Origin of the sequence: Neobacillus citreus (genome assembly GCF_018343545.2) — a bacterium.
Classification (GTDB): domain Bacteria; phylum Bacillota; class Bacilli; order Bacillales; family Cytobacillaceae; genus Neobacillus; species Neobacillus citreus.
The window spans coordinates 1-21,574 of sequence record NZ_JAGYPE020000081.1; the positions used below are offsets into that span (position 1 = coordinate 1).

Below are 21,574 nucleotides of genomic sequence, written 5' to 3' on the forward strand. Positions count from 1 at the left end.
GGCTACCGTAATAATAAAACCATATAAAAAAAGGTCAACCAGAAATATCTGGCTGACCTTATAATACGAAGCGGAGATTTTTCCGTTAGATGCAGAATAGAGCTCATTTCGGGATAAATAAGGGAAGCTTTTCCGATTATGCAAAGCAAAATCCTCCCTTTTCACGTTTTTCGAGTCAATAGGCGGAATTTCTCCGTCTATTTAAGCTATTTTTAGTCTTATTTTCTAATTAAGGGAAATTCCTCCGTCTATTTATCAGCTCGGGTGCTTAACCTGATTCCCCAACCGATAAGAGCGGAACCCCTTGATCCCAGGCGCAGGAATCAACATCTTTTCGTAATGCATTTTTATTCAAAAAAATGCATAGTGCTAATATGTTGATTTGAAGGAAAACCCTCTTCTTTAAAGGCCTTATTAAGTCCTTTTCTTCATGGTCACTTGATTATGTAAACTGATTGTGTATATAATATAATTGTGGCAGACAAACGCAGTCTGCGAAATCGGATATATTTACTTATTCTAAAATAAAAATTTGCTCAAAAAAACACATTCTATTACCCCCTAAAACAAGCATTCAATCTTGAAGGGTGTAGATTGAATGTGAAAATAAACTGCAAGAAGGAGGAAGGGTGTAAGGAGCATCATGGAAGGATGATTACATGAGTGTAGATCAAACTAAAGGTCTCCAAGAAGAAGAAAAAGACGATTATACATTTGATAAGGTTCCGGCAGGAAAACGGAATATGGGTTGGTTTAGCGTAACCAACATAACGTTCGGTATTGCCACTGCGATCTTTTATTTTCAAACAGGCAGTGTTATGGCCCTGCAGTATGGTGCAATGAATGCTATTATTTCAGCTATTTATGCCATCGTAATTGCTGGAGTCTTAGGTACGGTGATTGCCTATTTATCCGCGAAGTCAGGAATGAATGTAAACCTTATGTCCAGGCAAGGGTTTGGCTACATTGGTGCTTCGTTAACTTCATTAATATACGCATCGAATTTCATTATGTATTGCGCCTTTGAAGGTATGATTCTCGTTTCCGCAGTACATGCATTTTTCCCCGCAATTCCACTTTGGCTTTTAATTATTGTTTTTGGATCCATGGTCATCCCGCTAAATTGGTTTGGTATTAAACAACTAGATAAATTACAAAAATGGTCATTACCGATCTTCTTTCTATTTTTAATTACCATCATCATTGTTGCAGCCAATTTACCGTCTCAATTTGATGGTCACTTTTGGACCTATATGCCAAAAGGTGTACAGATAGGTGGAACAGGTTTACTTCTATGTATCGGGATGCAGCACGGGATTATGGGATTAACCGCCTTAATTGCGTCAGATTACGCACGTTTCCTTAAACCAAGGGATATTAAACTTGGATCCATTATGATCGGATTTATTCCGCAAATTTTCTGTTTCGGTGTCATGGGCTTACTTGGAATCTGGTTTGGTGTCCGGTTAGCTGAATCGAATCCGGGGGTTTATATTGTCACCATTCTTGGACTAGGTGGAGTTGCTTTTACGATGTTAACACAATTACGTATTAACGTTACAAATATTTATAGTGCTTCCCTGTCACTGTCCAATTTTTTCGAGAATGTATTCCATTTCAAACCTGGTCGCCGCTTCTGGGTTGTTGTTTCTGGCGTCTTGTCGATCGCACTAATGCTTGGAGGCATACTGGATTATTTAGGCAGTGCCATGACATTCCAAGGGGTTCTTTTAATGGCATGGGCGGCCATTTTAGTTACAGATGCATTAGTCGTGAAGAAGTTGCTTAAAATTGGACCGAAAGAATATGAAGCGGGACAGGAAAAATTATATAAATGGAATCCAGTTGGGGTTGCACCATTAATTATCTCAAGTGGTTTTGGAACGATTGCTGCATTAGGGTATATGGGAACGTTCCTACAAAATACAGCCACGTTCTTTGCAGCCATACTTGCGTCATTCCTCACTGTTGCAATAGCTGTGTATACGAAGGGGAAATACTACAGTAAAGAGTCTGGGGAAGTAAAGGTAAATCGTAAAAAAGAAAAAGAGAGAAAACAGCCAACATTCACACAAGAAATACCAGTTGATTAATGTAAATATAAAAAGAGTGCCTGGCACCACCCGAATCTTGTCGAGGTGAATTCGACAAATTGCGGGTAGTGACAGCTGCACTTGCCTTTTACTCCAAGTTATAATCCTTTTCATAACTTTTCCTATTGATTGTAATAAACAAAGAAACACTGCCTAATAAGATAAAAGTAACGGCAGAAACAGTAAATACACTAGCTAAGCCAATGTATTTATTATATAAGACATCCATACTTTCTCTAAATTCTTTATCATGATAGAGGGGATTATCTTGATGATTTTGTTTGATTGTTAATCGATAGCCGACGCCTCGAACCGTTTTTATTAAAATATCATCTAAAAAAGATAACTTTTTTCGTAAACGGTACACATGATCGTCAATCGTACGGTCTGTATGATCCTCCATTGCCCAAACCTTATCTAGTATGATTTGCCTTGATAGCGTTTGATTCCTATTTTCATATAAACATTTAAGAAGATGGTATTCTTTTGGTAATAATCGTATTTTCTTATGATTAAATAAAACGGAGTAATCGTTTATATCGAACTAGAGCTTTTTCATAACTGTCCTCTTAAATAAAATTTGGTAGATAGATAAATCATTACAATTTCATTTCTGCATTTAGCTACAGTGCATTATTCTTTCATGAGCGAAATAACGGGTAGTTACAGGTACATTTAATGGTGTACATTTGTGTTTTTTTAAAGTTGTATTTATTCATTTTTTTCCTGTATGGGGAGGCTTGTTAATGTCGTAAATGCGTTTGCCACTTTTCTCGCGAAGGAGAGAGGCGGTTCTACCGATTGAATATGAAGATACATCAGATTTGGTTGGGCAAATATCCAGTGATTATGCAAGGCACTCACAATTAAGCCTTGTCCCACAACAGATCTTGTGAAGTTTGGGATTTCCTGTTCAAGTAATGTTATCTCCCCAAGGTTTAGTGCATTTCCATTTACATCCAATGACTCAAATGAAATTCCTACTGGTATAACAGAATGACTTGGCCGCCCTTGGACATGAACATTAAAACTGCGCTTTAAGCTAACCGAACAGCCATTTTTCTCCATTTTAGCTTTTCCATTTAATATTTGGGCAAATTGGTCTCCCAACTGCTTCAAGTTACTCATTTATTAGCCCCCTTTTCGCGTTCTCCGAAAATAAGCCTATTTAGATTATATTCACGAGTGAAAAATATATTAAGAAAACTCGCCGATTGGCGAGCCCTTAAAGGGGAAGGCGGATAAGTAGTTCTCGCCTAAAAGCTCAGCTTTTAGGCTGTGCTGCAACTACTAACGAAGCAATTTTAAACCGTACGATCTATTCTCAAGTTGTCGAGGGAGAACGTATTAATCAACATAAAATATCGGTTAATTGAAGATGACCCTGTATTCGATGAAACAAACCCAAAATATAATTTTTCGAATTATGTCTAGTAGCTACTAGTTACTTTTTAATCCCACCAAAAATACCAATAGGAAGAATTAATAAGTGTTCCTGCGAGTGAATTTACTGTCCCTACACCTTGCCAAACTATATCACCACAAAATCCAAATTGTTCCCAAGCGAGTAATTTTGATTCTTCTTGAGTCTTTGGAGGTTTCACAATATATAATTCCCATACATCTGGTGTTACTAAAGCGGGAGTAGCTCCATACTTTTCATACCAATATTTGAACACTGCAACTTGCTCTTCTGGCATTGCGCATTCATTAAACCCGCCCATTGGAACCCAAGCAGCTACTTCCCAAGGTTTATCCGTTGGAATCTTTGCGAGAATGATTTTTTCATTAACTGCTTCATCAATTGATAGAAAATGATTTGTCCGTTTCTCTATCGCAAACTCGCCAGTGATATCGTAGTCTTCATCCTCTTCCATAGGCATGACCTCGTCAAGCAGGTTCTTTAACAATTCCTTTACATCAATATCCTTCGCTTTAGCTAAAATTGATTCCCGATTATCGTTTAAGTATTCATTATCCGACTCGGCTTCAATGACTTCTAACATCATTTCCGAAGGGATAATGATAAGTGGTGTATATCCTTCTTTTTTGCCTTCCATGAGAGCTTGATGATACCTGGTCATGACACCTTTAACATTTTTCTCCTCAATAATCAAGCAGTCACAATCCAATATAGCAATTATTTCTTTTATATAATCTTTCTTTTCCTTTTTCTTGAATTTATCAAATATACCCACGTTCTTCATCTCCTACAGGTAATTTTGTTGGTCATATTTATAAATTCAATTAAATTTATATTTTTCCTCTTAGAACCCCGCTTGGTAAAACAACAAAAGCTCCCTATCCGTATAAAAAACTCTTTGGGAGATCCTCGAAATAGCCCAAATTCCCCAAGTTTTTGAGTTAAAATAATTTTGGTTTGTGAATAGTCTTTAAGTAGGGGGTGCTAGTGATTAAAATTTCAATGCACATCAGCAGATTATTTTTAGGGGTCGTTTTCTTGATTGCAGGTATAAACGGATTTTTTGTGATCTTTGGATTAGAACCATTTATAGCAACTAGTCCAGCAGCAATGGCATTATTCGAATTTAAATACCTCTTAATCGCAGAAAAAACTTTAGAAGTTATATGTGGAATATTACTTATAATCAATCAATTTATCCCATTAGCCATTGCAATATTATCGCCAATTGTAGCCAATATTTTCTTGCTCCATTTGTTCCTAGACCATTCTTTACTTCCTTTAGCGATAATGCTTGTCCTCACTTTCGGATTTTTGTTGTTCTATTATAGAAATAACTTTATGAGTTTACTAGAGAGAAAACCGAACTCGCCTCATTAAACACTCATTATTTTAATTTCCTTGCTAAATGTGTTAGTTAAAGTTTGATCGCAGCAGCGGTCTTTTTTTCTTGTTAAAATGGATTGATTGGGACAATTCGATAAGGGGTGAGAGAGGATTTTAAGAATCCGAATTATCGACCTAGCTTTTATGATGAATAATTTACACACCATAGACTTCCTCACAGTAATCGCCAATATTTGTGGCGGAACGGTCATAGGAAGGGGAGCTTCGGGATCTGATAATTCATGCATTAAATCCGCAAAAACCGCCCCGGGAATATGACCTTGATTATACGCATCTCTCCCCGACCACATGCCTACCTCTTCCTCTTCACTATCTGGGATTTTTAAAAATGTGGTGGCGTCTACTATCCTTAAATTTGGATCTTCCAACCGCTCCGCTAACCATTCTGTATTCACGATCAATGGATGTTTACTCATCTTTTCCCTCCGTTTTACCTTAAATCAAAAACTTCTTGATTAACTTTTCCCCATTTCACTTTACTTATGAAACGTTTCACCGTGATTGATCTAAAGGAGGTTTTTTTATAAATTATTAAAGACTTATTTACAGACAATTACTTCACGAGTAAATGATCCTTTTTTCACAACAGCGCGGTCCATAATGGAAAATCCCGCATTTATGAGGATTTCATCGATTAATTCAACCGTAACTACTACGACTTTCTTAGCAATCCTGCGTGCACATTGGAGTATTTCGAGCTGCTCTTCAGGCGATATGACGGAACACAAATTGTAAGGTAAATCGATAATCGCTACATCATATTGATTGGGGACATTTCGGATATCTGCCAATTTCACTTCTCCAGAAAGCCCAAAATGTGCGATATTTTCTCTAGCTCCACCAAGAATAAGAGGATTTCTATCGCTCCCAACTATATCAATCCCCATAGATAAAGCCTCTACCAGTACGGTCCCAATCCCACAACATGGGTCAATGGCCTTGATTCCACTTGGATCTGGAATGGCAATATTCACGATCGCTCTTGCCACACGTGTGTTAAGCGCGGTGGAATAACTATGCGGTTTCTGTTGATGCCGAAACCAAACAGACTCACTTTTACTATAATCACCAAATACCCATCTTCCGTTTATATTCATAACGCCAAATAATCTCTTCGGATGATGAAGATCAGCCTCACCATTAATATGTAATCCGATTTCCTTCTCAATTGCACGGCGGTATTCAATGCCTGTCTCTTCATTTTTTGCCTGCCCGCCAGTTTTTACATAATACACTTTAAACGTTTCCTCAGTTACTTGTAGGGCTGCTACTTGTTCGATGAGATTTTGAAGACTTTGCCCCTCATAAATGACAGCAAGTCTTTCCTTTATAAACGGACTCCGACTTGGATCAATTTTCACATGGCTTTCCAAGATGCTTGTTTGTGACTCCTCCCCAAATAAGGAGCGCATTTCCAAAGCACACAATGAACGTTCATCCTCATAGCAGGCATAAGTATAAATATAGGTCGTTAGTTTTTCGTGTTTACAATCCAATCGTCTCATCCTTCGATCTCTCAAATAATAAAAGGCAATAGGTATGCTTTTATTCTGCACCTATCGCCTCTCTTGATAAATTTTACCTAAAAAACGCCTTGTCTATATTGTACTTCGACTTGAGTTCATTAATAATATACGTTTCGTATATTTCTCTATGGACAGGGTCTTCAATCACACAAACCTCAATTTTAGTGACTTCATCTCTATGCATTTTGATTGGGGATACCGTATCCTCAAAATGCTTTTTAATTCTTGATCTCAACTTCCTTGCTTTACCAACAAATAATAGTTCTTGTTTATTGTTATAGAACATAAAAATGCCACCCTTATCTCTAGGGATAAGATGAAAATCAGTAAACCCATATATATTACTTAACTCAGGCTGATTCTGTTTGGTAATGGTAACAATTGGTTTTGGAATAGTTATATTGATCACTACATTCACTTCCTCGTTTAATATCTCTTAAGATGTTATCACAACAGGAATTAAATTACCTCATTTACTTATGAACATACGAATAGGATCGCATTTTAATTTGGTGATGGTCCTTTCAGTCCCTCATTCACAATTATTATCAATTTTGTGAGATAAATCACAATTAGCAATTATTATTAATGCTATCATTATTAATGTAGTTAGGAAATGATTACCCAGAAGAGGCCGATCTTTTTCTCACTAATATTTGTACTATTTTATTCTTCTCATAAACGGAGAATATATATAGGAGGTTTTTAAATGTCTGAAGAAAAATTGTCAGATTTAATTAGTCCTGAAGCTGTGATTAATTTTGAAACTGGTGCGATTAAAGCAAGTACTTTGGATTCAATCATCAACCTTTTGCCATTTGAAATGGGATTTTGCGATGCTAACGATATTTTCCGTTGGTATTCAAATAATCCAAACCGCGTGCATGGCCGCCGTAAAGAAGCGATTGGCCGACCTGTGCTTGAGCTTCACCCAAAAGTGGCTCACCACGTTGAAAAATTGTTGAATGACTTCCGTTCGGGCACACGCGATGAATGGGAATTTTGGTTCCCAAAACGCACGGGTGAAACCGGCCAAATTTACCAAAAATTCATGGCAGTACGTGATGAAAATGGAAAATACCTTGGCTGTATGGATGTGACCGTTAATATCGACCTTTTCCAAGGAAAAGAAGGTAAAAATACCCCTGAAACGATTGACGAATTTATAGCTGTTACGCCTAAATAATAAAAGAGAAGCCTGAAAAACACATTGAATTCCCATTTCAATGTGTTTTTTTATAATCATCACGATCGTCTTCATCTCCATTCCTAATTTAGCAACAGCGAAAGTAAAATAAGCGGAGTTTTTCCGACTAAATGCAGATTGGAGCTCGTTTCAGGGAAAATAAGGGGAGATATTACGACTATGCAAAGCAAAATCTCCTATTTTCGCATTTTCCGAGTCAATAGGGGGAATTTCTCCGTCTATTTATGCTATTTTTAAAGTTATTTGGAAAATAAGCGGATTTTTTCCGTCTATTTATCTGATCTATCGGGAATGGTAAACTAACCCTGCTCCTTTCAGTCTTCTTCTTATAAGCATCAACCTCTCTTAGGTTCTTGCCTGCAAGTGGGTATTTATAAAGGTCTGGTATCCTTCTTCAAATCCCATAGTATGTTCTAGCCTCTCCCAACCTTAGGAAGAGGCTTTAACTAAAAACCTCATTTACTTATGATACGGTTCCCCGCTTTTCTTCTAAATGAGATTTAATATGTGCTTGAAAATACGGGATTGGTTGGGTATTCTTAAAGCACAATCTCCCTTTAAGGATGTGTCTAACCTGCGATTAAATAAATATATTTCCGAGTCTGGAAAAGCATCTAGACGCGGTGCAGATAAATTGATTAGTGAAGGAAAAGTGACCATTAACGGAAAAGTTGCCACTTTAGGAAGCCAAGTCGAACCAGGCGATGATGTTCGGATTGGAGGAAATCCGGTCAAAGTGGCTAAAAATTACGTTTATATTGCCCTAAATAAACCTGTTGGCATTACTAGTACGACAGAACGACATATTAAAGGAAATATTATTGATTTAGTCAACCATCCATTAAGAATATTTCATATCGGAAGGCTGGATAAGGATTCAGAGGGTCTGATCCTCCTGACTAATGACGGAGATATTGTCAATGAAATTCTGCGGGCTGAACATAAGCATGAAAAGGAATATATCGTGACAGTAGACAAGCCCATCACTGCAGAGTTTTTAAAAAGAATGGCAGCAGGTGTAGAAATACTAGATACAAAAACGCTGCCTTGTAAAGTAGAACAGCTTTCTAAATATGTTTTTAAAATCATTTTGACACAGGGGTTAAACCGGCAGATTCGACGTATGTGTTCTGCCTTGGGATACCAGGTTTGTCGACTGCAACGAATACGAATCATGAATATCCATTTAGGGAACCTCCCTATTGGCCAGTGGAGAGATTTATCCAAAAAAGAACGTACTCAATTATTTAACGAACTTCATTATGAGCCAAAAGAATGGTAAAAAAAGTGCCTGTCACCACCCGAATGGTGCCGACGGCTGTAATAAGCTAGAATTCTCTAACCATGCTACCAGCTGATGCTCCTCGCCATCACGTTGGAAAACCTTTTGCTAACAGCCTTTTAGTTGAGGAAATCTGGTAAAAAAAGAAAATGAAGAAAGTCATGCGTCCATGGCCTTCTTCATTTTTCATTTTTCATTTTTCTTTTTTATTCCTCTTCCCTGGCAGTTTTTCTAAGATCAGGTACGTCCGTTTCCTCACCAAATTCAGTTCCATAATTTGGTTGCCCACTATAGTTACTCCGGTTCACTTCTCTGTTGGCATCCGTCGCTTCCCATCGCTTAAACAAGAGAGTTAAACAAACTAACCCGCTTAGACCAACTAGACTGTAAATAACTCTTGATAGGAAAGAGTCTTGTCCGCCAAATATTGCTGCAACCAAATCAAATTGAAAGAAACCAATTAATCCCCAATTTATAGCCCCAATGATGGTCAATGCTAAGGCAATTCTTTGCAGGGTATTCATGATTACACCCCCTTTCCAGCTTGATCATTTTGTTCACATACAAATCCATACTCCTCGGTGAATTGTCTACACCTTAAGTACATTATTTGTAAAATTATTATTTTTATTAACGGTGGGTTTAATACATGCTGTCACCACCCGAATTTAATGGATAAAAAATAAAAAGAGAAGTGCTGTAACACTTCTCCCTGCAACCCTCTACCGTCATATAACCCTTCTATTTCTTTTTCACCAATATAGTTGATGATGTAACTGTTGCGTTTCCTGCGTTGTCGAATGCTTTATAGGTGATGGTATAGATTCGGTCCGAACCGCTTATTTCATTCCTCAAATAAAAGTCGGTATCCGCCGTTCCATATTCCGCGCCTTGAATATCCGGTTCAGGAATTTTCCCGCCTTTCACCACATCGGGCTGGCTGCTTGTAATCGACAAGAGTTCAAACGAAGCAATACCTGATAATCCATCCCTCGCATCTACAGTAGCCTTCACATTTATAAGCTTGCCGGTGTTGCCAATGATGACAGACGGATTGAACGTAACATTCAACACTGGCTTGGTTTTATCAATTTTCACTTGAACTGTCTTTATCTCTTCCGTATTGCCTGCCTGATCCACACTGCGGTATTCCAGTGTATTGATTCCTTCCGTTGAAACAACGATGCTGCCTGTATACGTTGCCCACACACCGCCATTGAGCCTAAATTCAGTTTTGGCTACACCAGAATGGGAATCACTGCTTACGAGGCTTACAGTCGTGTCACTGTTATACCAGCCATCCCTAACCGAAGTTGTGGTCGTCGGGGCCGTTTTATCTACTTTCACTTGCACTTGCTTGGTTGCTTCCACATTGCCTGCCTTGTCGATACTTCTATACTCAAGGGTATTGATTCCTTGCCCGCTGATCCTCAGCGGACTCGTATAGGCAGTCCAACTCCCACCGTTTAGCCTGTATTCGGTCTTTGTTACACCTGAAATCGCATCAGTTGCAGTCAGGCTTACTTCTACATCACTGTTGTACCAGCCAGTCCCTAGCGTGGAAGTGGTAGTGGCAGGAGCTGTTTTATCGATAACGAACTCCACTCTTTTTACCTCTTCCACATTGCCTGCCATATCCACACTTCGATATTCGACGGTGTTTGTCCCTTCCGTTCGAATATACGTTGGATCCTGATAGGTGGTCCAATTCCCGCCATTCACTCTGTACTCTGTCCGTGCTATACCGGATGTTCCATCTTGTGCAAGAAAGGAAAGTGGCACATCTACTTTGACCGGATAGGAAGGAATATCACCGATTTTTGTCTCCGGTTTTTGGGTATCGATTTTGATGGTACTGGTTTTTACATCTTCTTCATTGCCTACTTTGTCGATACTCTTATATTCAACGACCGTTGTGCCGTCAACCGAGAGACTAAACGGCTCAGCGTATGGCTGCCATTCCCCTCCATTGATCCGGTAAAGCGTTTTTTCGATTCCTGTATCATTGTCAGCAGCGGTGAGTGAAACCGTCACGCCCGACATATACCATCCGTTCGTTCCTGTTTGGCCCTGGACATTCAGCGATGTCTCAGGTGCTGAGGTATCCAGTGCCTTCACAAGGATGTTGTATTGGGATAGGTCCCTATGTTCAAAAGTACTGCCTTTGGAATCTTCCTTGCTATTATAGTACGTGTAAAAATTGCCCTTTTTATCAACCGTTTCAATTGAATAGAGCGGCCAGGTGCCCGCTGGATCATTGGGGCTTGTCTCAAAAATCCCTTCGTATTTTAGAGTTTCAGCATTGTAGGTTAACTCTACGTCTCTGTAATCATAGCCAAAAGGAGCATTATAAGTAACATAGACATGGTCAACCCCCGATAGGTCGTCAAAAATGTCTGCTGATAACTGTACCTGTTCACCCTGCATGATGGTTGTTTTTGAAACGGAAAATCCGTTTAATTTCGGCGGGGTAACGTCGCCTACTGTTCCATAGATTTCAATATTATACGCACTAAAATCTTTTACTTCGTAGTAATCCCCTTGAGACGGTGTCTGACCATTATAATAATAATAATGGTTATAGAGTTTGTCCCCCATTTGGATAGTGCCAATCGACCAAATTCCAGGAACATCATTAGGATTGACATAAAAGGTGCCTTCATATTTTCCTGTTTCTTGGTTATAGATTAATTCAATCCCTTTGCCACCTTCACTATCCCCGTTTGGTGGCACAAAACTCAGGTGTGCATATTCCACCCCAGACCCTTCTTCGATAATATCTGCTGACACTTTGATCGACTCTCCCCCAGTGGCCCTGGTTGAGGAAAGAGATAAATCGCCTAGCCTTGGTGCTGTATCATCGATTAAAGTACCATACACTTCAATATTGTATTGTGATAGATTCCTATATTCATAGGTTGATCCCTGAGAAGGCGTCTCACTGTGAATAATATTAAATTTATTTCCCTGTATATCCCTCAAATAAATGGATGAAAGTTTCCATACGCCTGCACCATCATAGGTGGATGCATCGAACGAACCCTCATATTTTGACGTTTCAGGGTTAAAACTTAAATAAACAGTCTTTGAATAACCCGTTGGACCACTATAATAAGCCTCCGCAACCTCCACCCCTGATTCCTCTTCGAGTATTTCTGCACTAAGCGTGATGGTTTCGCCTTGAGTAGCACTAGTTCCGGATAAGGAAAGACTAGTCAACTTTGGAGGCGTAACGTCACCTGCTGCTACTCCTTTGGACACCGGAGATAGTAATGAAAATAGTAGAATCAGCGTTGTCAACTTAGCGAACAAATTTCTCTTTTTTCTTAAAAAAATCAATTCTCTCCCACACTTTCATTTAAAAATTATGTACCTCTTAATTTTACCTTATTTATCCAGTTGTGGCACACAAAAAGTTCTCAATTATGTAAAAAATCATTCTCAACTAAGAATTTAAAGCGTTGCGAAGAAAAAAGTGCCTGTCCCGCCCCGATGCTTGAAACATGCAAGGTGATACGCTCTATTCTTATACAAAAAGAAAAAGAAATGCTCAAGTCAGAAACTGATGAAAAAATTAGAGATGTAGCTTTTTATATTTGTAAGTGAACACTGAAACATTTACTTCTTGCGGTAATGGGAGTTGAAGAAGGACATTTAAAGGGTTTTAATTCAAAACGCTCAGAGAATATTACTCTGAGCGTTTGATTTTATCGTTTCGCTTATTCCCGTTACATTTTCAAGTTTTCCTTGTCTATGTGGATAAAATAAAGACGTAAAGCATCATATTGTTCGGATTATCTTCATGTTAGAGAACCAAATCTAATTTTTTTATTTTAGTTTATTATATTCTTCTTTAATCTTTTCAACTGTTTTCTCTATTTGCTCTCCCCAATGATCATTTTTGGTATTAAAAATAACATTCCCCTCTTTATCAATCATTCCATAACCTCTATAAGCCACACCATCTTTCTTCATTCCCATTTTGCCAATTAATTTAAATTTTGGATCAGAAATAAAGGAGAGACTATATCCAAAGGTTTCCTCCAATTTATTATGTAATGAAAGTAGCTCTTCTGGTGTATCACTACTAATTACAAACATTTCAATATCCATTTTATCTAATTTATTAATATTTTTATGCAACTGAACCAGTTGCTTCTGACAGAGAGTTCATTTATACGTTGTTATAAAAAAGAATACTGTTGGTTTTTCTAAAGGAAAAGTTACCTCTTTTTGTTCGTGATTTAATACAGTGATTGGTTCGGTAAGCGTCTTTTGTCCAAATGCTGATAATACTAGAAAAGAAATTAAAGACAAGACTATAATTATAGTTCGCATTTTTAACTCCTTTCTTATAAATTTAAAAAACCGTTTGGATTTTCAGATTGGAGCGGGTCTAAATACCCGCTATTTTTAATTTTAAATTTGCCATTAGTTTTTCCTCCTTAGTGGATTTTCTAAAAATCCCATAATATTCATCCCCATTTTTTTTATTAGAATGAACGAACCAATGAAACATTATCCAAGTTTTTTTCTAATTAACCCTTCAAAAGATTCAAAAGCCCTTCTCAATGAAAAGGGCTTTGTCATTTTTCAGCTAGTGAGGATGTTTTTGTTGTAGATTTTTGAAAAAGTATACTTAAACTACCATTTAAATCCAACCCCTTACTTTAAACAGATTGACCTTGCATAAAAGAGCAAGAATCAACTTTCCTTTGTGGGGTTCCAGCATTGGATGGATGCCTAAGTTAATTAAATTACCAATATTTATATAAAACGGGATATACAACCAACTGTGCAGTATAGTTCACATTAATGATGCAACATGGGGTTTTGCTTGAAAAAAGGAGCAAAGCTTTTTTCTTCTTCAAGTAGCGTAGCAGTTTAGTGAAAGGAGGAATTCCTAGTCGTTACAATTTGCACTGTATTTATTTCCTATATAATATTTCCAATATGATATAGAAACAAAGAAGCGCCCATGCGGGGACACTTCTTTTCATAAAAAAACATTTTTTTGATGAGATTTACCAACCTCCAAAACAGCTAAATAAACATCATGCCACCACACATCATGCCGCCCCACATCATGCCACCGCACATCATGCCACCGCAACCCATACCACAACCCATACCGCCCCACATCATGCCCCCGCAAGGCATACCGACAAATATTCGCGGGTCCTGACTCTGATGCCTCATAGGAATTAACTGACCAACCTGGAAATTACCCATCCCCAAAGTTTGAAGTTCATTGTAAAAATTGTGCATTTTTTCCTCCCCCGTTTACTTAATAATTAGGTTATACTGACACTTAACAAGAGATTTGAACGAAGAAGTTATGTCAGAAAAGTGTATTTAAGAGATATTACGTGTACTCTCTTCAACAAACTATGCTTACTTTTAGGTGGCTGTTACTGTTTAAAAAGCCTATTTCATGGTAAAAGTATCATAAAATGTTGTGTCTGGAAGCAAAGATGGCGGCTAATTTTATTCAACTTGTTTTATTTCTTAACTAAGGACCATTAAAGGGAAGATTTGATTTTAAATGAAGGAACCCTGTCAACCTTATTCTTATTGAGAACTAAGGTGAACTTCTACCATTGTTTGTATCGGAGCAAGATTGTGAAGTATAATACTTAATCTGGGTGCTTTAGTTCAAGAAGAAATACTAAAAAAACCGCTCTAAACGGTCTTTTTCTTTGGATAAAATCAACAGTATTCTTTCACAGTGCCTTTCATAAAAAAAAAAAGGCTTTCCTGCTAGGAAAACCGCCTTTTCATCATTCTTCTTTGATATCGCTGGTCTGGGGAGAACATATTAGTATACCATGAGTTTATTCCATTCTATTATAATATGCGGGAGGTGACAGGCACTTAAACTATCCCTCAACACATGAGGTATTTTCCAACACCAAAAACAGGATTCTATCATCATTATTGTGTCACTTCTGTCATTCACCGCTAAAATCGTAGGCTACTCCAGTTAACTTCTGAGAAACATCCCATAATTTTTTCATGGTTTCCGAATTATACACGCCTGATCGAGGGGTTTCAATCGTTGGGTTCCCTTTTCGGTTACCCCTTCCATCTGGACCTATGTATTCCCCTCCATTTAAGCTCGTTTCTGTTGCTGCATAGAGTGTCGGAAGTGCTCCCTTTTCAGCCGGCTGTAGAAATAGCTTCATTAAAGCCTTTACATATCCAGGAGCATCTTTATTCCCGATTTTGAACAGGTTTGTGGAGGAAATGCCTGGATGGCAAGCTAAACTTTTTGTCGCCATTCCATATTGCTTTAATCGATGATCCAATTCTTTGGCAAACAACAAATTAGCGAGCTTGCTTTGTCCATAAAATTTCATCGCTTTGTAGCCCTTGGAGCCGTCCAAGTTGTCAAACAAGATGCGTGCGCCTCTGTGGGCAATACTGCTCAGTGTCACGACACGAGAGTTAGGTGTTTTCTTTAGTAACGGCAGCAATAACCCAGTTAAAGCAAAATGGCCTAAGTGGTTGGTGCCGAATTGCATTTCAAAGCCGTCTTTCGTTTTTTGGTATGGCGGAACCATCACACCGGCGTTATTGATTAGAATATCCAATGTGTCAAAGCGGCTGCGATAATTTTGTGCAAATTCCCTAACACTGCTTAAATCAGCCAAATTGAGGCCCATGACCAAAACCGAACCTTTCGGATTCCCACTTAGAATCGTTTCTTTGGCAATCGCCCCCTTTTGCTCGTTACGGACCGCCAGAATAACCTCAGCACCTTTTTGAACGAGAACCTTAGCTGCCTCCAAGCCAATCCCGCTATTTGCTCCGGTAATGACAATCCTTTTGCCTGTCAAGTCTTGTTCCAGCATATAGAAATACCTCCACAAAATTGTTTAAATTCATTATATATAAATAAGATGAAATACAATGTTATCAATCTATGACATTTATACGAAATAAGCTACAAGGTGAGAGAATTAATTTCAGAATTAAAACAATGCCTGTCACGCCCCGTGCCGAAAAATTCAGCGAAATGGGGGATGTGACAGGCATTCAAACTAACCGTATCTTTTTTCTATTTCTTTTTATCTAAATACATATTACCTAGAATTCCAATTAAAATAATAGCCGCATTCATGAATACAGATGGAAGAGTAACCTGTTTTCGGCTTTTCCGCATGTTTAGTATTTTTATGGAAGCCGGAGCTTCCTGTTTTGGTTTATGTGTGACGTAAAAAAGGAGATTATCATACTTCTTTCTTTTTTCAGCGTTATTAAGAATTTCATATGCTTCTTTGACTCGTTTAAACTGTTCAGCGTTCCCTTTTTCTGTATCTGGGTGTACCTCTTTTACCTTTTTTCGATAAGCTTCTTTAATTTCAGTAAAGGTTGCATCATAGGACACGTCTAAAATACGATAGTAATTTCTAAAGGATCCTATGTATTTCCCCCACCCTCTTTTACTTACCGTTTTAATCCTTCCAAAATAGTATTCTGGTTGTTTATGAAATATTCGTGTTTTAAAAACCGCTAAAATATCCAGTTTCAAAATGCAGGAGTTAACAGCGTACTTTAACTAAACCGCACCATATATAACATTCCGCAGCCTTGGGTGGTGAACTGCTTCAAAGTTCGGAACCATTTGCTGCATGTAAACAGCTGATAAATTTTCTTTCATATCGACCATTAGCCATGTACCGGCCCTGCCCATCCATCCAAATTCGCCTAACGAGCTATTGCTGCCCCCGGCGGCTGGATTGATCATCGTGCGAACACCAAGGCCATACCCATAACCCTTCAGAGCATCCCAATTATAATGCTGCAAAAGTTCTGGTGATAGATGGTTGGTAGACATGAGCTCAATGGTTTTCCGCCCTAAAATGCGAATACCATTCAGCTCTCCTCCATTCGCCAGCATATGTCCGAAGCGGCTATAATCCTCCAGCGTAGACAGAAGTCCCCCTCCTCCGCTTTCAATAAGAGTCCCCGGCTGGTATCGCGAATCCATGCTGGTATTTTTGATTAACTGACCTTCTTCGCTGCGGTCATATAAGCTGCAAAGCCGGTGCTTCTTCTCATCAGGAATCTTGAAAAATGTGTCCTTCATTCCAAGCGGCTCAAAGATTTCATCCTTTAAAAATTGACCGAAGGTTTTACCGGACAACACTTCAATCAGGGCGCCAAGAATATCATGGCTAAATCCATAATGCCAACGGGTCCCCGGATCAAATGCGAGTGGAATGGATGCAAGGGTTTTTGACAAGCTTCGTACATTCCAATCCTCGCGTTCAGCTTCTATTTCTAACCTCTTGGCCACTTGGCGTTCCGTTTCAAACTGGTTTCCTGCGTATGTCAGACCGGAAGTCATCGTAAATAAGTCTTTAATGGTAATAGACCTTGTGGCAGGTACTATTTCAAACTCATTATCTTTGCCAGTTTGATAGACTTGAGGATGTTTAAATTCTGGCAAATACTCTTCAAGCGGATCATTTAGCAAAAAGAGGCCGCGCTCATATAACATTAAAGCAGCCACGCAGGTAATCACCTTTGAGTTTGAATAAATTCGATAAATGGTGTCGGGTGCAATTGGCTTTTTCGTTTCCAGATCCTCATTGCCAACATAATCTTCAAACACAACTTCTCCATTATGCATGACTGATAAAGCACAGCCTGCAGGACCGTTTTCTACAAATCTTTTTAATAACGAGCTTAATCTATCTAACGATTCCAACTGCTTTCTCTCCTTTTTTTGAAGCGTTTCCAATATTCATTATAGTATAATTTTGGAAAAATCAGTATCACTAATAATTGTTAATCAATACTGATTTCATGGACGCTCTGTTATTGAAAAATAAGAAGTCTTTTCCTTAGTTGTGTAACCAGTGATATTTAAAATAGGCGGAGATTTTCCGATTAAGCAAAGCAAAATTACCTATTTTCACGTTTTTCGAGTCAATAGTCGGAATCTCTCCGTCTATTTAAGCAGTTTTCAGTGTTATTTCCTAATTAAGAGAAGTTTCTCCGCTTATTTATCAAACTCGCTATAGCATCTAATGAACTTGTACAAATTACGGGTGTTTTTGTGAAAAAAAAAGACTTAGAGATATTTGCATCTTTAAGCCCTTTTGACTGTGAAATATACTGTTAAGTTTATGTGATTTCCGAGTTTATTTGGTACACGATTTAGCGTTTTGTACCTGACAAGTAAACCCGTTAAAATTTCCTTCGTCGTGTCTTCTTTGGCTGCACAGGCAGAATAGACCGCTTATTTTTACTGAAGCGCTACATTTCTTACGCGCACGGACGGACAAAATAGATGGCTTATTTTTACCGGTACCACTCTTTTCTTACGCCCATAGGCATAATACAGAGGTTTATTTTTACCGATGCAATACTTAATTACATAGGGCCTGTCCTGAATGCTTTCTAACTCCATCCTTTAACCATTTCGCTGTCAATGTTTCTGCATGTAGCATCTCTTCTGGTGTGCCTTCGAATATAATTTGTCCGCCTTGTTTTCCTCCGCCTGGACCCAATTCAATTACCCAGTCACTCGCAGCTATAAAGTTTTGATTGTGTTCGATTATGATGACCGAATTGCCTCTGTTAACGAGCTTTTGAAATACGTCTAGGAGTTTTTCATTATCTTCCGTGTGTAGTCCTAAGGATGGCTCGTCTAATAGGTAGATTTGTCCTTCTTTTTGTAAGTGGCTTGCAAGTTTTAGACGTTGGATTTCTCCTCCGCTTAGAGAACTTGTCGTCTGCCCTAAGGTCAGATATCCTAATCCTACGTCTTTTAGCGTTTGCACTCTTTTTATGATTTTAGGTATTTCAACATATTGAATAGCCTCATCTATTGTTAAATCTAAAATCTCTACTATATTTTTATCTCGATATCGATATGATAGCGCCTCGTCTGAATATCTGGTTCCGGCGCACGCTTCGCAAGGGATTGTCACCGGATCTGCAAATGCTACTTCTGGCGTTAGGACTCCTTTTCCCTTACAGATAGGACATGCTCCTGACGAGTTAAAGCTGAACAAACCTGCTGGCTGTCCGGTTTCTTTTGAAAATATGGTGCGAATATCGTCCATTATTCCCATATATGTAGCCAGGGTCGAACGGCTGGAGATTCCTATGCCGCCTTGTTCTACCATAATGGTCCCCGGATACTTTTTCGTGAAGGCTTCCAACATGAGGGAGCTTTTACCTGAACCAGATACTCCACTTATACAGACTAAGACGTTTTTAGGAATATCTACGCTTATATTTTTCAAGTTATTATTACTTGCTCTTTTTATTGAAAAATAACTTTCTATATCCCTTGGATTTTTATTTATTTTTAGCTTGTGGTTTAGGGCTGCGGCGGTGGGAGAGTTTTTTAGCCCTTCCAATTTTCCTTGATAGACAACTTCCCCTCCATTGACACCTGCTCCCGGCCCCATCTCTATTATTTCATCCGCTACTTTTATGACTGAAAGATTGTGTTCGATTACGATGACAGTATTATGTTGGTCTTTTAACCTTTTTAGCATTTGTATTAACATATCCACTTCTTCTGGATGAAGCCCTGCACTTGGTTCGTCGAAAATGTAGGTGATATTGTTGAGACTGCTCCCCAAATGACGAGCAATTTTTACCCTTTGGGCTTCGCCAGCGGACAGGGTGCCCATTTTTCTTGAAAGACTCAAATATCCTAGTCCCATGTCGACTAGTTGTTTTACATGCGGGATTGCTTGTCGTGCTATTGATTCTCCCATAGGATCTTTTATGTTCTTTAGTTCTTCCAGTATTTCTGGAAGCTCTAATTGATCGTATTCTGCGATATTTAGGCCATTTATTCTACACTCTAATACCTTTGGGTTTAAACCTGAACCTTGGCAGGTTGGGCATAATGAATGTGTTGATACGGCTAAAACGTCATCTTGGGATACTTGTTTTAGTTTTGAGATGTCTCTATTGATATAGACGCGCGTAAATCTAGGCAATAACCCATCCCATTCTGCGTTATGAGGTCCATTTTTTGTATGAAACGGCGCATAGGCTCTTTCACCTTCTCGGGGACCATATAAAAACAGATAGAGATCTTCTTCTGAGTAGTCCTTTATCGGTTTATCCGGATCGAATAATCCGCAGGTCATCATCCAATGGCCTTGCCAGCCTGAAGGCGATAATGGCTTAAATTTCACTGCATAATCCCGAAGTGACTTATCGAAATCAATTATCTTATTTAGGTCGGGCGCAATTACCTCCCCAAATCCGCCACATTCAGGACATCTGCCAAAGGAACTTTGGCTCGAAAAATCGTTGGCAGAACCTATTGGCGGATTTCCTATTCTCGAGAACAACAGTCTAATTAATGGATTTATATCCATATAGGTGCCAACTGTTGAGCGGGAATTGCCCCCTATTTGCCGTTGTTCCACTACGATAACCGGGCTTAAGTTTTGCATCAGATCGGCGTGGGGTCGTTCGTACCTTGGCATTTGATTCCTGACATAGAGAGGATAGTTCAACGTCATTTGTCTTCTGCTTTCTGTTGCTAATGTATCAAAGACGACCGAGCTCTTTCCTGAGCCTGAAAGACCGGTAAATACGATGATTTTTTCTTTTGGTATATTTAAATCTATGTTTTTTAAATTATGTTCTTTAAGTCCTCTTAAAATGATTTCATCTTTCATTTCTGACATTTTGCCATCCTTTCTGATTTTATCTACCAGTATTACTTCATTTGAATAAGGCAAAACCCTATTAATAGAATTACTGTTCTTGCCTAAATCCCCTTCCATTTAATCCTCTAATGATACTCCCCTGTATACCCATTTTTTAACAAAGTTATTTACTGCCATTGTAACAAAAATCAGCTCTGCCATGAGAGATTTTGGGATAAATTATTTACTTGTTTATAAAATGAAAAATCCAGTGTGATCAAAGGGTCTGCGTTTTTGTAGACGTGCCTATTTTTACATCTTACAATATAGGGAAAATAAACACTTGGGAGTACTAAAAAATCAAATTAAACAAATTCTTTTAATCATTAATCAAAATGGTCCTTCTTGGAAACCCGGGAAGGAATATTATCACTTATTAAAACGAAAGAAACGCCGACACATTCCGTACTCTGAAAAAACTGGGGCACCCGGTCGTTATGAAAGGCCCATAACACCCGAACGTTATTAAAACTGTAGTCCCCGGTCGTTATGAAAGGCTCATAACTCCCGAGCGCTATTAAAACTGTAGTCTCCGGGAGTTATGAAAGGCTCATAACTCCCGTACGCTATTAAAACTGTAGTCCCCGGTCGTTATGAAAGGCTCATAACACCCGAACGCTATTAAAACAGATGTCCCCGGGAGATATGGTAAGATTCATAACGACCGTACGCTGAAAAAACTGGGGCACCCGGTCGTTATGAAAGGCTCATAACACCCGAACTCAATTAAAACTGTAGCACTCGGTCGTTATGAAAGGCTCATAACACCCGAGCGCTATTAAAACTGTAGTCCCCGGGAGTTATGAAAGGCTCATAACGACCGTACGCTAATAAAACAGAGGTCCCCGGGTGTTATGGTAAGGTTCATAACGACCGTACGCTGAAAAAACTGGGGCACCCGGTCGTTATGAAAGGCCCATAACCTTCACTAGGGGTTATG

17 protein-coding genes and 1 pseudogene are annotated in these 21,574 nt (G+C 38.7%); 4 read left to right on the forward strand and 14 right to left on the reverse strand.

Going from position 1 to position 21,574, the window contains the following annotated elements:
- Nucleotides 1-659 precede the first annotated feature (659 nt).
- Nucleotides 660-2,093: a purine-cytosine permease family protein gene (locus tag KHB02_RS26775; protein WP_213146144.1), complete on the forward strand. Its 1,434-nt coding sequence runs from the start codon at nucleotides 660-662 to the stop codon at nucleotides 2,091-2,093.
- A gap of 88 nt (nucleotides 2,094-2,181) precedes the next feature.
- Here KHB02_RS26775 and KHB02_RS26780 read toward each other — a convergent pair whose 3' ends face one another.
- The 3 genes from KHB02_RS26780 to KHB02_RS29965 form a co-directional block, all read right to left on the reverse strand.
- On the reverse strand, nucleotides 2,182-2,631 hold the full coding sequence (locus tag KHB02_RS26780; protein ID WP_213146724.1) for a winged helix-turn-helix domain-containing protein: 450 nt from the start codon (nucleotides 2,629-2,631) through the stop codon (nucleotides 2,182-2,184).
- 173 nt (nucleotides 2,632-2,804) lie between these two features.
- Nucleotides 2,805-3,221, reverse strand: coding sequence for a DUF1259 domain-containing protein (locus KHB02_RS26785; RefSeq protein ID WP_213146143.1), 417 nt, complete (start codon nucleotides 3,219-3,221; stop codon nucleotides 2,805-2,807).
- A 323-nt stretch (nucleotides 3,222-3,544) separates the two neighbouring features.
- Nucleotides 3,545-4,291 (reverse strand): DUF4253 domain-containing protein, encoded by a 747-nt coding sequence (locus tag KHB02_RS29965; RefSeq protein WP_213146142.1) that lies wholly within the window; start codon nucleotides 4,289-4,291, stop codon nucleotides 3,545-3,547.
- A 212-nt stretch (nucleotides 4,292-4,503) separates the two neighbouring features.
- Here KHB02_RS29965 and KHB02_RS26795 point away from each other — a divergent pair, with 212 nt between their 5' ends.
- A complete protein-coding gene (locus tag KHB02_RS26795; protein ID WP_241114122.1) occupies nucleotides 4,504-4,896 on the forward strand; it encodes a DoxX family membrane protein in 393 nt (130 codons plus the stop codon).
- On the opposite strand, the gene KHB02_RS26800 is transcribed toward KHB02_RS26795, so the two are convergent.
- The 3 genes from KHB02_RS26800 to KHB02_RS26810 form a co-directional block, all read right to left on the reverse strand.
- Nucleotides 4,893-5,339, reverse strand: a complete 447-nt coding sequence (locus KHB02_RS26800) for a rhodanese-like domain-containing protein (protein ID WP_213146141.1) — start codon at nucleotides 5,337-5,339, stop codon at nucleotides 4,893-4,895. The genes KHB02_RS26795 and KHB02_RS26800 overlap by 4 nt on opposite strands.
- A 123-nt stretch (nucleotides 5,340-5,462) precedes the next feature.
- Nucleotides 5,463-6,428, reverse strand: a complete 966-nt coding sequence (locus KHB02_RS26805) for a TRM11 family SAM-dependent methyltransferase (RefSeq protein WP_213146140.1) — start codon at nucleotides 6,426-6,428, stop codon at nucleotides 5,463-5,465.
- A 73-nt stretch (nucleotides 6,429-6,501) separates the two neighbouring features.
- Nucleotides 6,502-6,858: a nucleotide excision repair endonuclease gene (locus KHB02_RS26810; protein ID WP_213146139.1), complete on the reverse strand. Its 357-nt coding sequence runs from the start codon at nucleotides 6,856-6,858 to the stop codon at nucleotides 6,502-6,504.
- Nucleotides 6,859-7,158: 300 nt separating this feature from the next.
- Between KHB02_RS26810 and KHB02_RS26815 the strand changes: the two genes are divergently transcribed.
- Both KHB02_RS26815 and rluF read left to right on the forward strand, forming a co-directional pair.
- Nucleotides 7,159-7,635, forward strand: a complete 477-nt coding sequence (locus KHB02_RS26815) for a PAS domain-containing protein (protein ID WP_213146138.1) — start codon at nucleotides 7,159-7,161, stop codon at nucleotides 7,633-7,635.
- A 526-nt stretch (nucleotides 7,636-8,161) separates the two neighbouring features.
- Nucleotides 8,162-8,938 carry a 23S rRNA pseudouridine(2604) synthase RluF gene (rluF, locus tag KHB02_RS26820; protein WP_213146137.1) on the forward strand — a complete coding sequence of 259 codons (777 nt, stop codon included), beginning with the start codon at nucleotides 8,162-8,164 and terminating at the stop codon, nucleotides 8,936-8,938.
- Between the two features lie 206 nt (nucleotides 8,939-9,144).
- On the opposite strand, the gene KHB02_RS26825 is transcribed toward rluF, so the two are convergent.
- The 8 genes and pseudogenes from KHB02_RS26825 to KHB02_RS26860 all read right to left on the reverse strand — a co-directional run bounded on the left by KHB02_RS26825 (nucleotide 9,145) and on the right by KHB02_RS26860 (nucleotide 20,613).
- The gene (locus KHB02_RS26825; RefSeq protein ID WP_213146136.1) at nucleotides 9,145-9,462 is read right to left on the reverse strand and encodes a DUF378 domain-containing protein; all 318 of its coding nucleotides are present in this window, start codon (nucleotides 9,460-9,462) and stop codon (nucleotides 9,145-9,147) included.
- A 217-nt stretch (nucleotides 9,463-9,679) separates the two neighbouring features.
- A complete protein-coding gene (locus KHB02_RS26830; RefSeq protein ID WP_213146135.1) occupies nucleotides 9,680-12,277 on the reverse strand; it encodes an OmpL47-type beta-barrel domain-containing protein in 2,598 nt (865 codons plus the stop codon).
- A gap of 489 nt (nucleotides 12,278-12,766) precedes the next feature.
- Nucleotides 12,767-13,093 (reverse strand): annotated as a pseudogene (locus tag KHB02_RS26835) (redoxin domain-containing protein); the annotation flags it as partial.
- Between the two features lie 888 nt (nucleotides 13,094-13,981).
- Nucleotides 13,982-14,206: a heterocycloanthracin/sonorensin family bacteriocin gene (locus KHB02_RS26840; protein WP_213146134.1), complete on the reverse strand. Its 225-nt coding sequence runs from the start codon at nucleotides 14,204-14,206 to the stop codon at nucleotides 13,982-13,984.
- A gap of 683 nt (nucleotides 14,207-14,889) precedes the next feature.
- Nucleotides 14,890-15,792 carry an oxidoreductase gene (locus KHB02_RS26845; protein ID WP_213146133.1) on the reverse strand — a complete coding sequence of 301 codons (903 nt, stop codon included), beginning with the start codon at nucleotides 15,790-15,792 and terminating at the stop codon, nucleotides 14,890-14,892.
- Between the two features lie 206 nt (nucleotides 15,793-15,998).
- Nucleotides 15,999-16,472, reverse strand: coding sequence for a J domain-containing protein (locus KHB02_RS26850; RefSeq protein ID WP_213146132.1), 474 nt, complete (start codon nucleotides 16,470-16,472; stop codon nucleotides 15,999-16,001).
- 27 nt (nucleotides 16,473-16,499) lie between these two features.
- Entirely contained in the window at nucleotides 16,500-17,654 is a 1,155-nt protein-coding gene (locus tag KHB02_RS26855) for a serine hydrolase domain-containing protein (protein WP_213146131.1), read from the reverse strand.
- Nucleotides 17,655-18,318: 664 nt separating this feature from the next.
- Nucleotides 18,319-20,613 carry an ATP-binding cassette domain-containing protein gene (locus tag KHB02_RS26860; protein ID WP_213146721.1) on the reverse strand — a complete coding sequence of 765 codons (2,295 nt, stop codon included), beginning with the start codon at nucleotides 20,611-20,613 and terminating at the stop codon, nucleotides 18,319-18,321.
- Between the last annotated feature and the right edge of the window lie 961 nt (nucleotides 20,614-21,574).